The sequence below is a fragment of the Shewanella sp. TB7-MNA-CIBAN-0143 genome, assembly GCF_040310065.1.
GTDB lineage: Bacteria > Pseudomonadota > Gammaproteobacteria > Enterobacterales > Shewanellaceae > Shewanella.
The window spans coordinates 82,840-103,703 of the sequence record NZ_JBEOPL010000001.1 but is presented as its reverse complement, the minus strand read 5'-3'; the positions used below and the strand labels follow the sequence as shown (position 1 = coordinate 103,703).

The 20,864-nt window shown below is 41.7% G+C and carries 19 protein-coding genes; 10 read left to right on the top strand and 9 right to left on the bottom strand.

Going from position 1 to position 20,864, the window contains the following annotated elements; all coding sequences use genetic code 11:
- Positions 1-217: 217 nt before the first annotated feature.
- The 5 genes from AAEY97_RS00435 to pbpG form a co-directional block, all read right to left on the bottom strand.
- Positions 218-1,516, bottom strand: coding sequence for an MFS transporter (locus AAEY97_RS00435; protein WP_101085892.1), 1,299 nt, complete (start codon positions 1,514-1,516; stop codon positions 218-220).
- Between the two features lie 99 nt (positions 1,517-1,615).
- Entirely contained in the window at positions 1,616-1,993 is a 378-nt protein-coding gene (locus AAEY97_RS00430; protein WP_350995997.1) for an FMN-binding negative transcriptional regulator, read from the bottom strand.
- 212 nt (positions 1,994-2,205) lie between these two features.
- Entirely contained in the window at positions 2,206-2,499 is a 294-nt protein-coding gene (locus AAEY97_RS00425; protein ID WP_350995733.1) for an FMN-binding negative transcriptional regulator, read from the bottom strand.
- Between the two features lie 84 nt (positions 2,500-2,583).
- Complete coding sequence (locus AAEY97_RS00420) at positions 2,584-3,228, bottom strand: cupin domain-containing protein (protein ID WP_162022451.1); 645 nt, start codon at positions 3,226-3,228, stop codon at positions 2,584-2,586.
- Positions 3,229-3,398: 170 nt separating this feature from the next.
- Positions 3,399-4,307 (bottom strand): D-alanyl-D-alanine endopeptidase, encoded by a 909-nt coding sequence (gene pbpG / locus AAEY97_RS00415; protein ID WP_101085895.1) that lies wholly within the window; start codon positions 4,305-4,307, stop codon positions 3,399-3,401.
- 346 nt (positions 4,308-4,653) lie between these two features.
- Between pbpG and AAEY97_RS00410 the strand changes: the two genes are divergently transcribed.
- The 3 genes from AAEY97_RS00410 to rpiA all read left to right on the top strand — a co-directional run bounded on the left by AAEY97_RS00410 (position 4,654) and on the right by rpiA (position 7,554).
- Positions 4,654-6,006, top strand: coding sequence for a P-loop NTPase family protein (locus AAEY97_RS00410; protein WP_350995730.1), 1,353 nt, complete (start codon positions 4,654-4,656; stop codon positions 6,004-6,006).
- Between the two features lie 11 nt (positions 6,007-6,017).
- The gene (locus AAEY97_RS00405) at positions 6,018-6,830 is read left to right on the top strand and encodes a mechanosensitive ion channel family protein (protein ID WP_350995727.1); all 813 of its coding nucleotides are present in this window, start codon (positions 6,018-6,020) and stop codon (positions 6,828-6,830) included.
- 64 nt (positions 6,831-6,894) lie between these two features.
- Positions 6,895-7,554 carry a ribose-5-phosphate isomerase RpiA gene (gene rpiA / locus AAEY97_RS00400; protein ID WP_011636324.1) on the top strand — a complete coding sequence of 220 codons (660 nt, stop codon included), beginning with the start codon at positions 6,895-6,897 and terminating at the stop codon, positions 7,552-7,554.
- Positions 7,555-7,697: 143 nt separating this feature from the next.
- Here rpiA and AAEY97_RS00395 read toward each other — a convergent pair whose 3' ends face one another.
- Entirely contained in the window at positions 7,698-9,560 is a 1,863-nt protein-coding gene (locus AAEY97_RS00395; protein ID WP_350995724.1) for a methyl-accepting chemotaxis protein, read from the bottom strand.
- Positions 9,561-9,859: 299 nt separating this feature from the next.
- Here AAEY97_RS00395 and AAEY97_RS00390 point away from each other — a divergent pair, with 299 nt between their 5' ends.
- From AAEY97_RS00390 to AAEY97_RS00380, 3 genes are read left to right on the top strand one after another with little or no spacing between them, the layout of a single operon-like run.
- Positions 9,860-10,357 carry an RNA polymerase sigma factor gene (locus tag AAEY97_RS00390; RefSeq protein WP_182744899.1) on the top strand — a complete coding sequence of 166 codons (498 nt, stop codon included), beginning with the start codon at positions 9,860-9,862 and terminating at the stop codon, positions 10,355-10,357.
- Positions 10,354-10,995 carry a hypothetical protein gene (locus tag AAEY97_RS00385; RefSeq protein ID WP_350995721.1) on the top strand — a complete coding sequence of 214 codons (642 nt, stop codon included), beginning with the start codon at positions 10,354-10,356 and terminating at the stop codon, positions 10,993-10,995. Before AAEY97_RS00390 ends, AAEY97_RS00385 begins: the two co-directional genes overlap by 4 nt.
- Positions 10,992-11,930, top strand: a complete 939-nt coding sequence (locus tag AAEY97_RS00380; RefSeq protein ID WP_350995718.1) for a DUF4097 family beta strand repeat-containing protein — start codon at positions 10,992-10,994, stop codon at positions 11,928-11,930. The genes AAEY97_RS00385 and AAEY97_RS00380 overlap by 4 nt, the downstream gene beginning before the upstream one ends.
- Before the next feature lie 183 nt (positions 11,931-12,113).
- Here the strand turns inward: AAEY97_RS00380 and rsuA are convergent, their stop codons facing one another.
- On the bottom strand, positions 12,114-12,803 hold the full coding sequence (gene rsuA, locus AAEY97_RS00375; protein ID WP_101085902.1) for a 16S rRNA pseudouridine(516) synthase RsuA: 690 nt from the start codon (positions 12,801-12,803) through the stop codon (positions 12,114-12,116).
- Between the two features lie 293 nt (positions 12,804-13,096).
- On the opposite strand from rsuA, the gene AAEY97_RS00370 reads away from it, so the two are divergent.
- The 4 genes from AAEY97_RS00370 to AAEY97_RS00355 all read left to right on the top strand — a co-directional run bounded on the left by AAEY97_RS00370 (position 13,097) and on the right by AAEY97_RS00355 (position 17,346).
- Positions 13,097-15,184 carry a M13 family metallopeptidase gene (locus AAEY97_RS00370; RefSeq protein ID WP_350995715.1) on the top strand — a complete coding sequence of 696 codons (2,088 nt, stop codon included), beginning with the start codon at positions 13,097-13,099 and terminating at the stop codon, positions 15,182-15,184.
- Positions 15,185-15,397: 213 nt separating this feature from the next.
- Complete coding sequence (locus AAEY97_RS00365; protein ID WP_350995712.1) at positions 15,398-16,177, top strand: nucleotidyltransferase family protein; 780 nt, start codon at positions 15,398-15,400, stop codon at positions 16,175-16,177.
- 175 nt (positions 16,178-16,352) lie between these two features.
- Positions 16,353-16,754, top strand: coding sequence for an SMI1/KNR4 family protein (locus AAEY97_RS00360; protein ID WP_011636316.1), 402 nt, complete (start codon positions 16,353-16,355; stop codon positions 16,752-16,754).
- Positions 16,755-16,845: 91 nt separating this feature from the next.
- Positions 16,846-17,346, top strand: a complete 501-nt coding sequence (locus tag AAEY97_RS00355; protein WP_162022444.1) for a DUF4447 family protein — start codon at positions 16,846-16,848, stop codon at positions 17,344-17,346.
- Positions 17,347-17,408: 62 nt separating this feature from the next.
- Here AAEY97_RS00355 and AAEY97_RS00350 read toward each other — a convergent pair whose 3' ends face one another.
- Together AAEY97_RS00350 and AAEY97_RS00345 are read right to left on the bottom strand one after the other, a co-directional pair.
- Positions 17,409-18,041 carry a glutathione S-transferase family protein gene (locus tag AAEY97_RS00350; RefSeq protein WP_162022443.1) on the bottom strand — a complete coding sequence of 211 codons (633 nt, stop codon included), beginning with the start codon at positions 18,039-18,041 and terminating at the stop codon, positions 17,409-17,411.
- A gap of 95 nt (positions 18,042-18,136) precedes the next feature.
- Positions 18,137-20,704 (bottom strand): TonB-dependent receptor, encoded by a 2,568-nt coding sequence (locus tag AAEY97_RS00345; RefSeq protein WP_192115701.1) that lies wholly within the window; start codon positions 20,702-20,704, stop codon positions 18,137-18,139.
- Between the last annotated feature and the right edge of the window lie 160 nt (positions 20,705-20,864).

Genomic DNA, 20,864 nt, shown 5'->3' with positions numbered 1-20,864 from the left:
AGTTAAAGTTAAAATAAAATTGAATTAAAAGAAAAATAAACAGTAAAACTCCCGACACTATAGTTCGAGACCTTATCAAAATGATCACATTTACTATAGTGAAAAAGACTCAAGCAAACGATTAAAAAGCTCAAAAGCAAAGCGAGGCCAATACCCTCTGTAACGGCCTACTACAATGTTAAATTCAATAAAGTTTGCAAGCATAGACCATCGACACTTAATCCAACTTTAGTGCAGTAAAATCTGGCCGTGGTAACCTTTCCAACTTACTGTATAAATACATCACCACCAACGACAATAATGCGCCGATGATAAACAACCAATATCCACCAAGATGATCCAGTATAATCCCGCCGCCCAGCGGCGCAAATGCAAACCCCAAATCATAAAATGAAGCTGCGCCAAAGTACGCCCCACGTAAATGTTTAGGGGCTAGCCTGTCAATGTGCACGTTCATCGTTGGGAATAAAATGGTTTCAGCTAGGCTCATAACAACAACAGCGCCAATCCAGCCCCAAAACAAATCAATGGGGTTATACGCTAACCAAACTTGTGAACAAACCAACAGCATCAATCCAAACTGAATCCGATGCACCAAACTGTAACCAGCCATTAATCTTAACAATAAAAATTGGGTCGAGATAATGACTAAGGCATTGGTAAAAATCATTGCCGAAATCAGTGTTAATAAATCGGGGGCATTTGAACGAGTAAGATATTGGATCAGCGAACTGTCCATTTGCGCGTAAATAAACATACACAAAATGTTTGCAAAAATAAGACCTTGCAGTAATTTATCTTGCCATAAAATCGACATTATTTGCTTTCGATTCATCATAGCAGGTTTACGCTTAACAGCAGCTGTTGCATCGCCCATAACTGGAATGAGTCCATCTGCAACCAGCTCTGGAGCCGATGAATGAGTCTGGCGAGCTTGATGCCTAAAACCCCAAAATAATAACCCCAATAAAGCAGCAAAAGCCGCAGCGGTAATGTAAAAACTCGATTGTTTTCCGGTTAAGCCCAACCATATTCCTAACATTGGCCCTACGGCGCAACCTACGTTAACGATAAAATACAGTGATTGCATCGCCAACTCACGGGTTTTAGGATCGTCAATAATGTCGCCAATGGTGGCAGACGTTAGTGGCCGCCATATTGCAGTCGCAATAGAACACAGTGTCATGACGACAACATAGCCTTTGACGGAATCGACTTGCGCCAGTAATGAAAACGAGATGATATAAAGCACACCGGTAAAGTACATTAGCTTGTGGCGGCCGATTCGGTCTGACAGTGCACTACCAATAAAGCTGGTAAATACCGATATAATCGCCGCACTCGACAGTACTAAACCCACTTCTGTGGCGCTTAAAGCAAATTTTTCATACAAAATGACAGCCAAAAATGGCCACACCATGTAATAACTACCGCGAGTAATAAACGAGCCAAATAACAGTATCCACATTAATCGTGGAAATTGCTTAAACCGCGCTACAGAAATATCGCTATGCACTTTTTATCCTTAAAGAGTGATGCTGAAATAGATTATGACAGACTAAATTGATGGGGTTGTTATAGAGCTAATCCTAACGGCATTTGCGCGGATGAACCACTATTTATTGCCTAATCCTATGTTATTACTGATCATATAAGCTAATAGCTGTTTTTCATCGGCTCTATTTGACAGCGATAATCCTTGAACCACACCTTGTTGATCACTTTGGTTACGGTGCTGCCCTAATTTTTGCTTACCTTGTAACTCATCGATGACAATCTTAAAACCAACAATGCCCTTGGCTAGTTTTTGTTGGTAATCATCGACAATAAAGCCACCACTTTGTAGTAATGAAGGTTCATATTGTTGAATGGTAGATTTGAGTACTTGTGCGGTGGTCGCATCATCAGTTAATTCAATAATGCCTTTTGCATGTACTACGCTGTAATTCCAAGTCGGAACCGCTGGATAGGAGTCATACCAAGTGGGTGAGATAATACCAATTCCAACAATTATGTGACCTTTCAGAGTCGCTCAGGTTTTTCAGTTTGCGGCGCATTGTAGAAAGAATGGTCGTTCCCTTATAAAACAATGCAACAAAAAAGTGGAAAGCCTGAGAGCCTCCCGCAGGGCGGGTTTCAGCACTCTCTATGCTACTTAATAAAATTTTGACGTAGAACAACTATGCCTGCAATCTTATTACTTGCCTATAGAGTGCTGAATTCCCGCTGAATGGCCAAATAATTGTTGGAGTTGGTATCAGCGTGAGGGCCATTGAAAATACAAAGGACTCTAGTACCCGCAACACTTTTCCAATGCGGATTACTACGAGCAAAATGGCCATACAGGGTACCATTTTCGCCCTCTGAGGCAATGAGTAATAACGGTAAGTGTGAGCCCTCTAAATCGTTAGACACAACAGTCGCAAAACCATATTGGTTGATAAACAGATGTATTAACTCTCTGGCTCCCATATCCCACTTATCAGGCACTTGCATCATTCACTCTTTACTAAAATAGTCTATAAAGTCTTTATAGTGAATCTGACGAATAAATGCCATCGTTTTATGGGTTTGTAGCGATTATTACAAATGGCCTACTTTGACCAAAATCACCGTGTCTTGCTCCACATACGGATTATGCTGACTTAAATGCGGACTACGGATCCACGTACCTGCAGGATAACGACCCAGTTCATCGATAAACTCTCCGCTAATAACATAGATTTCTTCGCCGCCAAAATGACGGTGCGGTTGAAAATGTGTCCCCGCAGGCCACTTAACTAATGCAGTCGACTCAGTACCATGTTGGTGTAGCGGCATAACCTGCAACTGACCATGACCCGGCAACCATTCTGTCTCATTGGTATTAATGGCCACTTGTTGTGAGTCTGTAGGTTGAAACTGGTGCAGCTTAACCAACAACGTACAACCTTCTACGCTAAATGGCGCATGGACAAAACCTTCAGGATTACGCAAATACGTGCCTGCAGGATAGTCACCGGTTTCATCAGAAAACACCCCGTCGAGCACTAAAATCTCTTCGCCTAACGGATGAGGGTGTGAGTTAAATTTAGCACCAGCTTGATAGTTTACAATGCTGGTCGCATGACCACGCTCTGCTTCTTCACGCGCTAAGCGTTTACGTAATACGCCCGCTGCGGGGCTATTTTGCCATTCAAGATCGGCAGTGTTAATCACCACTCGTTGGCTAAAATCCATGTTTAACATATTGCTACCTTACAACCGTTTAATTGCCATTAGTGTAAGGCTTTAACAATCGATAAAACAGCAGGTACTTTATGGTACCTATAGATATTAATAAGCCAATATTAAAAGTGTATTGATAAAAAAAGCCCATTCAACAAAGTGAATGGGCGTTAATTGTGGTTATTCAGCAGTTAAATACTGTTATTCAGAATCGCTTGGCGTTGTTTTTTATAGGCTTTAGCCGATGCAGGGATCGGTGTTGTACGCCCGGTTTCTAGCCAGTTTTTTAATCGATTAGCATCTGCCATGTGGGTGTATTTACCAAATGAGTCCAGTACCACAAATGCCACTTTACGCTTGTTCATTTCAGTTAACATCACTAAACAATGGCCCGCTTTATTGGTAAAGCCCGTTTTGGTTAATGCAATATTCCAATTGTTTTTAAATACCAGTTTATTGGTGTTTTGAAAATCTAAGGCATAACGTGGTGATTCAAAGTTAACGTGCTTTTTAGTGGTCGAGCTCAGCTTGCCTAATAACGGATACGTTTGACTGGCTTTAAGCAATAATATGAGATCGTTAGCGCTAGATACATTGTCAGGTGACAAGCCTGTTGGTTCAACATAACGGGTTTGGCTCATGCCCAGTGCGGTCGCTTTGTCGTTCATTGCACGCACAAAAGCTTTAAATCCACCTGGATAATTATGTGCAAGTGAGGTCGCGGCACGATTTTCTGACGACATTAATGTTAATAACAACATGGTTTCACGAGTCACCACGCTGCCTAAACGCACTCGTGAATAAATATTGCGCATCACAGGTGAGTCAGTAATTTTTACTGAGATTTTTTCATCTAATGCAAGCTTGGCATCCAATGTCACCATGGCAGCCATTAACTTGGTAACTGACGCAATAGGCACAGGTTGATTTGGATTACTTGAATATAAAACTTCATTGGTGGCTAAGTCGACCAACATAGCACTACCGGAGGCTAACTCTTGTTGAGGTTTGATTTGCACAACTTGTGCTGCAAATGACATTGGGCTGCTCAACGAAGTTGAACATAATAAAGCGCAGGCAAAAAAGAAACGAAGTTTCATTAACATCACTTGAAAAATAAACCTAATAAGTCCACTGAGTATACGATAAAGGATTAGACCGACAATAGATAAATAATCACTATTAGTAAGTTTTTAGTGAATTTGGCGCAGTTTGAGTCAAAAGCATTCGCAATGACTCATCTCAATCCGGCTCAAGCTAAGTGATAAACAGCTAAACGATAACCCTGCATTCGCCAAGCGAGCTATTTTAGTCATAGTGTTGGCAATCGATTAGTGAGGTCTTTGTTATTGAATAAAGGGCACAAGAAGATGAGCTTCAGCACAGATAACGCTTTTTGTTGTCTTCATGTTAAGATTGAATAAGTCGTTTAAAAAGAGAGTATAGATGGACATTAACTTGCGTTTTTTTAGTCGATTAAACCCATGGCTCAATAGCTTATTGACCTCTAAAGCTACCCTAAAAACAGAGGCTGATGAAGCGCAAAAAGGGCAGATGTCGCTCAAGACTATCGCCAACCAATATCCGCTTCAAGCTCGTCGGGGTCCAATTACTCAGGTGATGCTATATCAGTCACTTTATGCCAGTGATGATTTCGTTGGCCGAGAAAAACAACTCAAGCAAATTACCGATGTGATAAACCAATGGCGTAATCATCACGGCGAAATCAGTGCCATTGTCTCGCCTGCTGGAGCTGGAGGATCATCTTTTTTAGGCCAACTGCCGCCTTTACTGCAAACCATTATCGCCGAAGACACTAAAAAAGCACCGATGCCTGACGTAAAACCGTTGCCGTCCAAGTGGCTATTGATGAGTTTTTATCAAGCGCCATTAGGCGCAAATGACGCGATAGCCCATGTTTGTTATTGTTTTGGTATTACGCCACCAAACACCATCACCGAAACGATTGCCGCCATCAACCAGCAACCACCACAGCTAATTATGATAGATGATATGCACAAACTGATGTTGAGAGTGATGGGAAATAATCAAGCCTTGGTAACCTTTGCAACTATCGTGATGGAAACGCGTAAACATCATTGTTGGATCATAAGCTGTGAAATATTTGCATGGCAACGATTAAGTGCACAATACCAAATTCATCACTTTATTAAACATGTTTTTCAGCTCGATTATTTCAGTGAAACCGAATTAGCCACAATACAAACAAAGCATCTGCTTGATTTAGGGTTAATCAGTAACGACGTGATGACCAAAGAAACCGCTACTGCAGCCGATAAAAACACCAAAAAAAGCACTGCACAGCAAGCTGAGCAAACCAATAATAATCAAGCGGATATTGTTAATCCTTATAAAGACCAGCTAAAACAGCTGTACACTATCAGCCAAGGGCACCCCAAATTAGCATCATTGTTGCTACAGTATTCTCTCGCGCACCAAGTCGATATCGGTTCGGATAATAGTTCAAATAGTCGTTCAAATAATGGCATTGATATTTGCCGCATTAACTCATCTGTATTGCAACAATGCCAAGACAATGACCTATTTTCATTAGCAGAGATTTATGTTCATGGTGGCTTACGAGTGAGTCAGCATGCACATATTTTTGTCATTACGATTGAACAAAGCAGCTTGCAGTTAGAATATTTAGCTCGCCAAGGACTCATTATTGCGCAATATTCACAACAAGATTTTGCCGAGCATTTCTACTTTATTACTCCAACATTAAGTAAAATTGTCGCCAGCCATTTGGTGAATCACAATAAGTTGTTTAATTAAACGAGGCGACTATGGAAGATTCCCGTAAAGCATTACAAGCATTTTTAGAGATCATTTCGTTTGACCGAATAATCAGTATTTTACTGCTGTGTCTAATGGCGTGGCTGTTATTGGTACTGATCCAATTTTGCTTAAATCAACTGAATAAAGCCTTGCCTAAATACCGCTTAATTTGGAATCGGTCATACCCTTTTGTGCGTTTATTTGTGTGGTTGAGTGTGATTGTTTATTCGATCGTTGGCATTATCGATCCACATGAGAACTTAATCCTCGCAGTGGTAGGTTCAATCAGTATTGTGGTGGGTTTAGCTACCCAAGAACCAGCCAAAAACATGATTGCTGGGTTTATTATTATGATCAACCCGCCTTATCGCGTTGGTGATATGGTAACGTTATCTGGACATTATGGTGAAGTCATTAAACTGGAATGGAGCGTAACTTGGCTGCGTACCTTTGATGATAATACCGTGATGGTGCCTAATGCTGAGGCGTTAAAAACTGCAGTATCCAATGCAAATAGCGGCGCTTTAGATGAAATGGTGGTAGTGAGTTTTACCATTCCAATGAATGCCGATCACAACAAAGCCATCGCGCTGGCCAGAGAAGCAACGCAATGCTCACCATATACCTTTTTAAATAAGCCCATTATTGTCAACTTAGGTAACGAGCACGAGTTTGGCCAGTTTTTACAAACCATCACAGTCAAAGCGTATGTGATGGACGTAAGATTAGAGAAAAAGTTTATCAGTGACATCAATATCAGGGTATTAAGCGCATTTAAAAATGCCCAATTTTATGATGTACAACAAACGGTATTTCAGTAATTTACGCTATAATCGACTCAATTGTTAGATAACACTTTTTGATTGTTAAAATGGAGAATTTGCTATGACTCAAGATGAAATGAAGAAAGCGGCAGGTTGGGCAGCGCTGCAGTATGTCAAAAAAGATACCATCGTCGGTGTAGGTACAGGCTCTACAGTCAATCACTTCATTGATGCACTTGCCACCATGAAAGATGACATCGAAGGTGCGGTATCAAGCTCTGAAGCATCAACGAAAAAACTCATCGAACTCGGCATTGAAGTATTTGATTTAAACAGTGTTGATTTGATTGATGTCTATGTTGATGGCGCGGATGAGATTAACGACCGCATGGATATGATTAAAGGTGGCGGAGCTGCATTAACGCGCGAGAAGATTGTCGCGGCGGTAGCTAAACGGTTTATTTGTATTGTAGATAATACCAAACAAGTGCCCATTTTAGGTGAGTTTCCGTTGCCTGTTGAAGTCATCCCGATGGCACGATCTTATGTGGCGCGTGAGTTGGTAAAATTAGGTGGCGACCCCGTTTACCGTCAAGGCGTAATAACCGATAACGGCAACGTTATTTTAGATGTCTACAATATGAAAATTTTAGACCCTAAAGTGATGGAAACTAAAATCAACGCCATTGTCGGCGTAGTGACTAACGGTTTATTTGCTAACCGCGGTGCCGATGTACTACTAGTAGGCACCCCTGATGGCGTTAACACCATCACACTGTAAAAACTAAACCATTCGCTTGATTAACTTGAATGTTTAGCAACAGCACAAAAAAATGGCCTAGCATTACTGCTAGGCCATTTTTTTATCTGTTTTAGTCTCTATTTTAGTACCTGTTTTAGTACCTGTTCTGCAATGACAACGACTTACACTCTAAACTGGCTCACCGCTTCATGCAGTGCTTTGGCTCGTACTCTCACATCTTCAGAAGCCGCGGCATTCTCTTCCGCTGCTTGCGATGATTCATCGGCAATATCACGGATAACCACCACGTTTTTACCCACTTCTGCGGCAACCATGCTTTGCTCCTCAATTGCCGCAGCAATTTGAGTACTCATGTCCATAATATTGGTCACGTCATTGGTAATGGTTCGTAAAACATCACCCGCGATGGCGGCTTGTTCAGCACTCTCCCGCCCTTGCTGCTGGCTTTCTTGCATAAGCTCAACAATAGAATGAGTACGCGCTTGTAAGGTTGAAATAATGCTAGTAATTTCTTGGGTCGACGTTTGTGTTCGCAAGGCTAGCGTGCGCACCTCATCGGCAACAACCGCGAAACCACGGCCTTGTTCCCCCGCTCTGGCCGCTTCAATCGCCGCGTTTAATGCCAATAAGTTTGTTTGATCAGCAATACCCCTAATCACATCAAGCACGCTGCCAATAGTGACACTGTCTCGCTCAAGTTCGGTAACCACACTGGCTGAATCGGCTAATTGCTTCGCTAGCAAAGTAATTTTTTGAACGGTGAGTTCTACGCCCTGTTGACCTGATTGAGCGTTCTCATGAGTTTGACTAGCCTTACTGGCCGCCAATTCAGTATTCTTGGCAATTTCGTCAATGGTAGCCCCCATTTCGGTAACGGCTGTAGCGACCATGTCGGTTTCATTAAGCTGGCGTAATACGCCTTTAGAAGCAGTCATAGCATTTCGAGACAGCTCTTGGCACGACTCATTCATTGCAGTAACCGACTCGTCCACTTGTTGAATCAATTCTTGAAAAGTCATGACCATTTGGTTGAAGTGATAGGCGATTTTCGATATTTCATCATTACCAGACTCATCACAACGCATTGATAAATCTTTACTTTTTTCAATTGATGAAATCACATAGGTAATATCTTGCACCGGCTTAATAATGCTACGAATAATTAAATAGGTGAAAATACACAGTACTGCAGCGATTAACAAAAATATGCTTAAGCCAATAATAAAAGCCTGATTTTTACCATGTTCAATTTCGGCCAAGGTTTCCTCTCGCAGGGTAACGGTATCATTATCGGTTTGATAAATTTTATCACGCAACTCAGCCATTTTACCGTCTTGCTCCGACAAACCAAATAGCACTTCTTTATTGACTAAATTGTTAAAATTCACTCGATAATCTTTAATATCTGCGCTCAATTGCTCCTTGTCAGAGAAAGGCAAAGTAGACTGTTGTACTTGAGCTAAAAAACGGCCAATTCCGTCATCAAAAGCTTGTACATATTTAGGATCACGACGGAGCATGAAGTCTTTCTCACTGCGACGCAGTTGTAGCATTGCCACTAGCAGAGCATCCTCAGCATTATCACTTAGCACAGTTTCAACTTTTTTAACTGCCGAACGCAAATCGCCATATAAACCTGACTCGGGAGTTAGCCCTATCTCAATTTTTAGTGCAGTAATTTCATTGAATATCGTTTTATAATCATTGAGGTTGTTTTCAAAATCATCTAAAGCATCAACATTCATATCTTGATGTTCTAGCGCAACACGTACTTCAGCCATATAAGCCAAAATATCATTCATGCTATGTTTAAATTTTTCAATATAAACAGTATCTGCACGATGGAGAAAATCCTTTTCTTCAGTACGTAATTCAAGCACTTTTTTTTCAATTTCAACAATACTGCTCGATGCGGTTGATAATTCCAACAGGACTGATTCAGAATAATTTTGTAACCCGAACATCGCGAGTACTGAGGAGATTGAAATGATCGAACTTAAAATAAGTTTCGAACGAATAAGCATATTTTCTACCACCTAAAAGTAAGATTTAACGTTACTGTTATTATTGTATGATCTGATAAGGATTTTTAGATCAATCTAGCAACATAAGTATAGCAACTAGTTATCGGCTAATATAAAAAAATCTTAAACATATTACAGAAAAGTGATTATTTATAACCACTCATATAAACCTTTTGCCGACTTGAGGCTGTCAAATAACTACACCATCATATTGGACATGTTGTGACATTAAGGATGCCACTATTAATCAGTCAGAAACCGAGCAATTAAGCCACTTAGCGGCACTTGACGACAGTCAGTTGGTCGCAATAGCGGTTACTGGTTGCAAACAGGCATTCCAGCAACTCTATCGGCGCCATCATAAACGGGTTTACGCCATTTGCTTTAGATTGAGTGGCCAAGCTCATCTTGCTGACGATATGACCCAAGCTTGTTTTATACGCTTATGGCATAAATTGGACCAATTCAGAGGCGACAGCCAATTTACCACCTGGTTGCATCGCTTGTGCGTCCGCCAAGCGATTAACGAACTAAAGGTACAGCAATCGTGGTGGCGACGCTTTATACCGACAGAGCAACTTGAGCCGCAGGACATACCCACGGTTGCCTTTGATGAATATCACCAATTGGATAAGTGTATTGCCAAATTACCTCAACGGACTCGTATGGTATTTGTACTGTGTGCAATTGAAGGTTATCAACATAAAGAAATTGCCGCCCTACTCAACATTGCCGAGGGCACGAGTAAAGCGCAGTACCATAATGCTAAACAATTTTTACAGGAGATGCTTGCATGAACACGTCACCGCAAGACCTCGATAGCCTAATCAAGTCATTGCCGCTAGAGATGCAACCGACAACCGATTTGTGGCCAGCGATTGCAGCTAAGTTACCACCTCAATCTCAGCAAAAAAAACATCTGGTTAGCCCTTGGCTTATCGCCGCTAGCGTTGCAGTTTTTTGTATGCTGACCATCCTGCTTTGGCAACGCCCAGAGGGTAATTCATTGCTGCCGCAAACTGCCACAATAACCTCAACCGCCCCAGGGTCGACATTGAATACTGAGGTAAGCCTAGTAACATCGCCAACCCACACCCAGGCAACATTAGCTGAGACAACATTAGCTGAGCTAGTCGATCAAATAGCCATGACTCATCAGACCCAACTGGATGTTTTTAATCAAAACCAATACACCGTGAGTTGGCAATTATCATCAACTGATGCTCCACAACAGATACAGAGCGATATTAGCCAAGCATTAGCCGAGCTGGATACCGCCTCAAAACAAGTACAAGCAGCATTGAAACAACAACCGACTAATCAACAAATGTGGCAATTATGGCGCTGGATCATGCAACGTCAAATAACCCTATTGCAGCAAGGCCAAAAGCTCCCATTTACGTCTAAACAGACACCACAAGGAAATACAATATGAGCATTCTTAAATACGTGTTAATCGTGCCGTTAATCGGTATCAGTTTTATCTCAATGGCCAAAGAAGCCGTTGACCAACAATTAACGGTCACAGATAACCCTTCGGTCAGCATGAAAATACAACGGGGTAACGTTGAGCTAGTCAGTTGGGATAAAAATAGCATTCAGATTAGAGGTGAACTTGATGAGTTAAGCCAAGGCTTAATATTTGAGGTTAAAGGCAATAGCGTTATTGTAGAAGATAAATTACCCCGCAGTTATCAGGGCAGTAATAAACAAGGGTCACAACTGACCATTTACCTGCCTAAACAGCTAGGTTTAGATGCCGAGGGAGTATCAGCCAGTTATCAATTATCACAGCTAAATGGCCAAATATCGTTAGCGTTAGTCAGCGGCAACATTAACGCCCAACAACTTAGTGGCAATACTAAACTCACCACGGTGTCAGGCAATATTAATACCTCTGAGCTAGCAGGAAAAATTAACCTCGAAACAGTATCGGGCGATATCACTGATAGCAATAGCCAAGGCGAGGCTGAGCTGCGCTTAGTCAGTGGCGAACTAAAAAGCCAAAGCGCTTTTACACATTTGTCTGTCGACCAAGTGTCTGGTGACATAACCGCAATCGTTAACCAAGTCACTGAGTTGAATATTGTTACCATCAGTGGCGATGCACAATTAACCTTAGGGGCCGATTTAAACAAAGCTCAACTCGAAACCATAAGTGGAGATATGGCACTAACGTTTGCTGGTATGCCTAACATCAGTTTTATGATTGATGGCGGCCCTGGTGGAAAAATCGACAATCAATTAACCGATGATAAACCGCTAAAACAAAAGTACTCACCAGCCAAAACGTTGCAGTTCAAAACTCAAGCTGGCACAGGCCAAGTCAACATCAATACCATTAGTGGCAAAATTAGCCTGACTCAATAAGTGTAAAATAACATTAGCTCGGGGTAAGCGATGCTTATAAAAGAGCGCTTTGCTCGCAATTGATTCTGTATTGAAAAAGTGATTTTGTATTGAGTAGAAATTGATTTGCAATGAGCAGATAAAGAAATGCCCGGTAATCATTATATGGTGACAACCGGGCACTTTTATATATTCAAATAATGACTACACAGATTTCATTTCAGCATCGGTTAAAAAGCGCCATTCACCTGCGGCTAAGTCCGTGTTTAACTCGATATCACCTACCGCTTCACGGTGTAAATTAACCACTCTATTACCCACCGCGGCAAACATACGCTTAACTTGATGGTACTTACCTTCGCTAATCGTCAATCGCACATGAGTTGAGTCAATAATATCGAGCAAAGCAGGCTTGGTCAGCTCATCTTCATTGCGCAGCTCAACACCATCGGCAAATACCTGGATTAAACTGTCATCAATAGGTTCGGCTAATTCAACCAAATAGCGTTTGCCACAATCTTTCTTTGGCGAAGTGATTTTATGCGACCACTGACCATCGCTGGTAATTAACACTAAGCCTGTGGTGTCGACATCTAATCGACCAGCAATGTGCAAAGTGTCCATTTTCTCAATATCAATCAAACTCAATACGGATGGATATTCTTCATCGATGGTTGAACAAATGGTGTCTACCGGTTTGTTTAACATGATGTAACGCTCGCCAATCACGCTAATTAATATGCCGTCTAAATGCACCGACATTTGTGGTAGTACTTTAAAACCTGAGTTTTTGACCACAACACCATCACAGGTAACGTCACCACGATGCAAGGCTCTCTTGGCCAATGACCGAGTCAGTTCGGTACTTTCACAGATAAATTTGTCTAAACGCACAATGATTACTCAATCTAAAAATATTGACGCTATTATGCTGCTTACACGCTTAAATAGAAATCAATCACCGATATTTTTCACCGCTAAGGTAATTTTTGGTTACACATCCTCACAAAAAACACGCTAAAAAGGCCTCCTTGCGGCTTGTTTTATAGGCGGATAAGGCCTTAACATACAATTCACAATAAAAAGTAATAGCTTTTCCCTTTGGATAAAGGGGTTATTACTGAATTAAGCGACACTGATCGCAATGCCCCATTGAAGGGCTTTTTACATCAAGCAAAGGAAACAACATGAGAAAATTGGTTATTGGCGGTCTATGCGCCTCATTAATTGCAGGCTTGAGTGCTTGTAGTGATGACAAGGCAGTCGTTACGCCTGCTGCAGATGTCGCAAAAACAGCTACTGCTGCTGCAGTAGAAAAAGCACTTACGTCTGGCATCACGTTTGACAACATCGACAAGTCAGTGCGCCCACAAGACGATTTTTATATGTATGTTAACGGCGCATGGATGAAAAATGCAGAAATCCCTAGCGACCGTACCAACATTGGCGCATTTTACGACTTACGTGAAAATGCACGTGATGACGTTAAAGCCATTATTGAAGATTTAAGCGCGACGCCAAATCTAGCCGATGGCACAGATGAACAGAAAGTGGCTGATTTATATCGCTCATTCATGGATGTTGAAACGCTTGATAAATTAGGTATTGCACCAATCCAAGCTGATTTGGATAAAATTGCAGCCCTGAAAGATAAAAAAGAATTAACCGCATTTTTTGGTGAAAACCAAGCAAACGGTGGCGGTACACCGCTAGCATTCTATGTTGAAATTGATGCTAAAGATTCAAGCCGTTATGCCACACACATTTGGCAATATGGTTTAAGCCTGCCAGAGAAAGATTACTACTTTAATCAAGAAGAACGCTTCGTCAACATCCGTAAAGCCTACGTTGAACACATTGAGAAAATGTACAACCTTGCAGGCTTAGCAAATGCAAAAGCCAACGCTGAAGCCATTCTTGCACTTGAAACTCAAATTGCAGAAAAGCATTGGGACGTAGTTGAAACGCGCGACAGTACTAAAACATACAACCTATACCAAGTTAAGAATTTGCCAGAATTGGCTTCAGAAATTAACTGGGATGGTTATTTAGCGGCGCTTGGCGGCGACAAGCAAACAGATATCATTATCAACCAACCAAGTTATATCCAAGGCTTAAACGAGGTGCTTAAAAATAACGACCTTGATACTTGGAAAAACTACATGACTTGGATGGCATTAACTCATAATGCCAGCAATTTATCTGAAGCATTAGATAACGAAAACTTTGAGTTTTTCTCTAAGACGCTTAATGGTCAAGAAGAACAAGAACCTCGTTGGAAGCGTGGCGTGAGCACTGTGAGTGACACGCTAGGCGAAGTAGTGGGTAAAGTGTATGTGAAACGTCACTTTGCACCAGAAGCTAAAACCCGCATGGAACAGTTAGTTGAAAACCTACGTGGCGCTTATAGTTCAAGCATTGATTCATTAGATTGGATGAGTGCTGATACTAAAGTTGCTGCAAAAGATAAATTGGCTAAGTTTAATCCTAAAATTGGTTACCCGAACAAGTGGGATGACTACAGCAAACTAACCATTAAAGCAGATGATTTAGTCGGTAACGCCAAGCGTGCGGCGATTGTTGAGCATAACAAAAGTCTTGCTAAGTTAGGCCAACCAATTGACAAAGACGAGTGGCACATGACGCCACAAACCGTTAACGCTTACTACAACCCAACCATGAACGAAATCGTGTTCCCTGCTGCGATTTTACAACCGCCTTTCTTCAACTTAGAAGCTGATGATGCGGTTAACTATGGTGGTATTGGTGCTGTTATTGGTCACGAAATGGGCCATGGCTTTGATGACCAAGGTGCTAAATTTGATGGCGAAGGTAACATGCGTGACTGGTGGACCGAAGCTGACTTAAAAGCATTCGAGTCAAAAGGCAATGCATTAATCGCTCAGTACAATGGTTATCAAGTGTTTGACGACCTACACGTGAATGGCAGCTTAACATTAGGCGAGAACATTGGTGACTTATCAGGTGTGACTATCGCCTATAAAGCTTACAAAATGTCACTTGACGGTAAAGAAGCACCAGTTATTGACGGCTTAACAGGCGATCAACGTTTCTTCATGGGCTTCACTCAAATTTGGCGTGTGAAGATGAAAGAAGAAGCCATGCGTAACCGCGTAGCAACTGATCCGCATTCACCTGGTCATTTCCGTGCATTAGGTGCGTTATCTAACATGCCTGAGTTCTACAGCACTTATGACGTGAAAGAAGGCGACAAAATGTACATTGAGCCTGCTAGTCGCGTAAAAATTTGGTAATCACCAAGACGAATGACTGACTTAGGTCACATTTACACACAAAAAAGGGCATCGAAAGATGCCCTTTTTTTATAAAAAAACTAACCAATTGATAATAAAAACAAATACAACACAAAGCCACGTTAATATATATCATTAAACCTTGTTCATTCAGCCCCTATTCAGCCAAAAAGCGGTACATTGGGTTAACAGACATTATGCTGGAGCTATTCAATGAATAAGTTGTTTCGTACCTTCTTTATATTCTTAATTTTACTGTCTACACGTGGTGCTATTGCCCAGCCTAACGAGCTTAAATACACCAAGCTAGCTCAGCCATCTGATTTCAGCCAAAAATCATCTAATGATATTGAGCAGCTAATGGCACTTTACGATCACAACAGCGACTTGGTGACACAAGATACCGATAACTTGCATGCTCTGATGTCTCGGGCACCGGCGGCGCAGCAAGAACTGATTGACCTACTCCACTTCATTGATCAATCAAGTAATACTAAAACCATTATTCCTGCGACCAAAAGTTATCAGCGTGCCGCTCAAAAAGTGCAAACAAAATTTAATGGGGACGCCAGCCAACTAACCGATATAGCACGGGCAAGTGTGGTGGCCTATGACGTAAAAAGCTTGCTATCAAGTTACCAACAGTTGAGCCAATACACCGAAATTGTGCAATTAAAAAATCGTTTTTCTCATCCTAAAGTGTCAGGTTATCGTGATTTAAATGTATTAGTGAAATTACCCGTTAGCCAAATGGTGGTTGAAGTACAATTTCATTTAAATGATATTGCCGACATAAAAAGTGGCCCTGAACATCATGTTTATGAGCAAATCCAACAGATAGAGTCTCAGGCGAAAGCCACATCTAGACACTTAAATGACATTGAGCAAGCCATGATAGCCAAGCTTCGTCAAGACTCGCACAAGCAGTATCATAAAGCGTGGTTAAGCTATAAACGTCAAAGTTTATATAGTTCACAACAACAAGTAGCATAAATACTGATAACTATCCTTATTATGAATAACTCACAACCCCTAACGTTTTTCTAATCACAGTAAGTTTCCACCCTTTTAGCGCTCATATGAGCGCTTTTTTTTTGCCAAACAAGATCCGCAACAATCACTTCTGCTATACTCGCGCCCATTACAAAACGATCTGCTGGACAATGCGATGAATGACATTATTGAACAACTACAAGAATTAAGCGAAACCGTACCGGTGCCGTTAGAATTGCCAACTTTTGAGCAACTTGTAGAAGTTGAAGAACAGATCTTAATTGGTTTACCCAACGATCTAAAAGAATTCTTACTGTATGGCAGCGATGTTATTTATGGCACGCTTGAACCTGTTACCGCTGCCGATCCATCTTCACATACCTACTTACCTGAAGTGGCTTGTTATGCTTGGTCTATTGGATTACCTCGCGAACAAATTGCCATTTGCCAAATCGGTGATAGCTTTTATTGTATTGATGAAGAAAGCCAAGTGTTGTTTTGGAAAAAAGGCCGATTTAGCGACAAAGTATGGGAATCATTTTGGCATTGGGCCGAAGACGTATGGCTTAATCGATAATCTTATTTATTAGCCTCGGTTGGAGTTAACTAACCCAACGCGAGATAATAAACGGTTATCAAACAAATTATCACTAACAATGAGAACGATCATGTCGAAAAATACCGGTTTAAATGCAATTGAAATTCAATGTTTACGTCAGTCTTTAGGCCTAACAACTGAACAGGTTGCTAGCATCACTAAAGCCAGTAATGAAGACGTGATGGCATGGGAATCTGGCGAGAAAGAAGCACCGATTCCGGCTCAAAAAAAGTTACTAGAAATCGATGATATTATCGAAATGCAAGTGCTCAACACCTCTGACGGTATTGAAGAGCTATTTAAAAAAGAGCCTAAGCGTCGGTTAGCCTTTGTGGTGTATCCGACTCAAGCGCTATATACCCAATACAATCCAGAATTTTTAAGCACTTTACCATTAACTGAATTGTACAATGCCGCAGCTTGGCGTATTAAAAAAGAATGTAAACTCGTACTTGAAGTGGATGTAAGCTTAGTCGCGCTCGATGCCGAAGCCTATAAAGCTTATCGTGCTGATAACGGCATGAGCGAAAGCCGAGAAAGCCGTGCAAAATGGGCTGCTACTCAGTTATAAAAAACCTCCATTTTGACAGTCAATCACTAAAAGGAAGCTTCGGGCTTCCTTTTTAATAACGGTTATTTAGCGACATCGGCAAGTGCTACTGTTTTGGCGAGCGCAGCAGCCAAAGCAGGACGTTGCTTTAGCCTATCACGATACGCTGACAACTTTGGCGGAATGTCTTGCTTGAATCCCAAAGCCCACCCTAATGTTTGGCTTAATAGTATATCGGCGACCATTGGCTCGCTGCCACATACAAACCCAGACTCCGGTATCCAAGTTTCAGCAATAGCTGTCGCCTGATCAAACTCCCATTTAGCTACAGTAAACATAGTGTCTACACGCAGTTCTTTTGGCAACGCAAAACGATGCTTTGCAATACTCCAAATCGGTTGTTCAAGCTCACTAATGACAAAACTCATCCAGCGTTCATGGATAGCAGACTCTTGAGTACCCGGTTTTGGCAACCATTTACCTTGGCCGTACTTTTCCGCTAAATAACGCATAATGGCCGCAGATTCGCTTAACACAAAATCACCCTCTGTGAGTACTGGCATTTTACCACTAGGGTTAAGGGCTAAAAATGCGTCACTTTTATGTTCACCATTAGCAAAATCGATAGCATAAAACTGCCATGCAATACCTAACTCTTCTAAAAGCCAAGATACGCGTAGCGCACGACTTTTTTGGGTTCCGTATAACGTAATCATTTTGGCTCCATTTTGTATGATGAGGTTAATGAGAATAAAAAAAGCCACATTGCACCTTAAGTGAATGTGGCTGTTGTTATCTTATGACGTTGTCATTAGAACTTCATTGTGACTTTAGTATAAATATAACGGCCTAATGGGTTATGTACACCCATTGCGTAACCATATAGGTCAGCATCACCATCACCAATCGCAAATGATGGCTCTTCATCAAACACGTTATTAACACCTACAGATAGCTTAACCGTGTCATTGAAACGATATGAACCAGACATATCAACTAACAGCTGTGCATCAACGGTACGGGTTTCGTTGAAATCTTCAAACTCGCCGATGTAACTTAAGTTAACGTTAGCGGCAAAGTCATCCATGTTCCAGTTAGTTGTAGCTAACCAGCGGTGTTGTGGATACTCATACTCACCAGTGTAATCAATGATCTCGCCATCAATTTCTTTTTCAAAGCTGATTAAGTAACTGTACTCTAGACCAAACTTAACGTCACCATAGCGGTTTAATTCAAGACCATAATGAGTTGATAAATCTACACCTTGAACTTCTTGTGAACCAATATTGACGAATCCAGATTTAATCACATCAAGCGGACCAAATGTCTGACCTGCTTGCGGTGCATTTCGCAAACAGACCGTACTGTTTTGATCATTACAATTTTCATCATAAAGAACCTGGTTTTGCAGTGAATCAATCTTGTGATCTTGGAGGATATTGTACATATCGACACCAATATCAAACTGCTGACTTGGAGCCCAAATCATGCCCACATTCCAGGTTTCTGACTCTTCTGCTTTAAGGTTAGGGTTACCGGCAAATATAAAGTTGTAATCCAATAACTCACAATCTACGTTATCAGCTTCACAACGATAGCTATCAATTAAAAAGTCACTTTTTTCAGATGGGCCTAAGCCTATTTGCGCTAACGATGGTGCACGGAAACCAGTTGACCAAGAACCACGTGCAGTTATCTCGTCACTAATGCCCCATTGGAAGGCAATTTTAGGGTTAGTGGTTGAACCAAAGTCACTGTAGCTGTCATAACGACCCGCTAACTGCAGTTCAAAGTTATCTGCAATAGGAATTGATAATTCTACATAGGCAGCATGTTGATCACGTGAACCAAATGCAGACACCGCTTCAGTACCAAAAATCAGACCGCGCTGGAACTGCTCATCTGGCACGTCACTAACGCTTTCTTCGCGATACTCTGCACCTGCAGCCATCATGATATCGCGGTCGGCGATAGTAAACGCATGGCCAGAAATACTCGCATCATAAGCTGTGATGCTCGACTTACCTTGTCTTACTAAGCTAGTAGTGATGCGATCAATTACATCTGCTGAGTTAATCGTGCCGCCAAAAGGATTGTAATTACCGGCATCAATTTCGGCTTGTAAGTAATCAGTTCTTACCCAACCTTGTGAACGATCGCCTGTTTGAGTTGATTCACTGCGACCACGTTGCGCTGATACTTCCCAGTCCCAATCGTTTATTACACCGCGAAGACCGGCAACAATACGCATAGTATCTGATTCGATATCCCAACGACGAGCGCCAGCATCAACCGTACGGTAACGGCCGATATCAATGTCTTGCCCAAATGGGTTGTTAGGATGAGAACCAGGCACGGTTAAACCAGCATCTTCATCTAATGGCGTTGGTGCACCACCCGCTTCAGAAGTGTTATGTTGTACAGATAACTCTAAAAATGCGGTTAAATCTTCACCTAGCATGTAATCAAATTGGCCAATAGCACCAACACGCTCAGAGGTAGGAATGGTTAAGTTATATGGACCGTAATCAAACAAACAACTGCCACTTGCTGTGGCATTCTCAGCGGGGCAATCAGGATCGATGGTTTTCACACCATTAACATAAAAATACCCTGGAAAGCCTCGTGATGAACGGTAATCTTCACCGCCGTAAGGTGATTGGTTAGCGGTGCCAAAACGACCCATATCGCTTGCTGACAAAGTACCATTAGTAAAGTAATCAAGAATAATTGACGCACTGCCTTTGTCGGCTTTTACGCCCCACACTAAGCTGGCTGTGGTTTCGTCATAACCCGTACCGCTGTCATCACCATAACCTAGGTTAATTTCAAGCCCTTCGATATCTTTTCTTAATATGATGTTAACCACACCAGCGATAGCATCAGAACCATAAATGGCTGAAGCACCGTCTTTAAGAATATCAATGCGCTCAATCGCTGATACTGGGATATTGTTGATATCAACAAATGAATTCGAAATCCCTTCAGCAAAGGCACTCGATCCCACTCGGCGACCATTGATAAGTACCAAAGTGGCATCTGGCCCTAAGCCACGTAAACTGATTGATGCACCACCGTTAGCGGTAGAGTCTTGGCTGTTTCCACGAGTAGAAAATGCACCAGAACCGTTTGCAGGCATACGCTCAAGCAATTGTTGTAGGTTATCGAAACCCATGTTGGCGATATCGTCTTTATTTAACGATTGTACTGGCGAAGGTCCCTCAATATCAGTTCGTTTGATACGAGAACCGGTCACTTCAATTCGTTCAACTTTTGATTCAGCACCGGCTTCGGCAGCTTGAGAAACGAATGCGATAGGGGCAAGGGACAGTGATATAGCGATAGCGCAAGCACTACGCAGTAGGTTAGTTTTTTTCATGATCATCCTTAACGTTAATTTATTGTTTTACATCCTTGACTGTTGCACACTGCCGTTAAAGCTATAACGACGCGCAACTCGTGCGGATTTATACTTACGCAACTAAGTTAAGTCATTTCTTAACAAAGTCAACACAAGCCCGTAATGTAAATGTAACCAG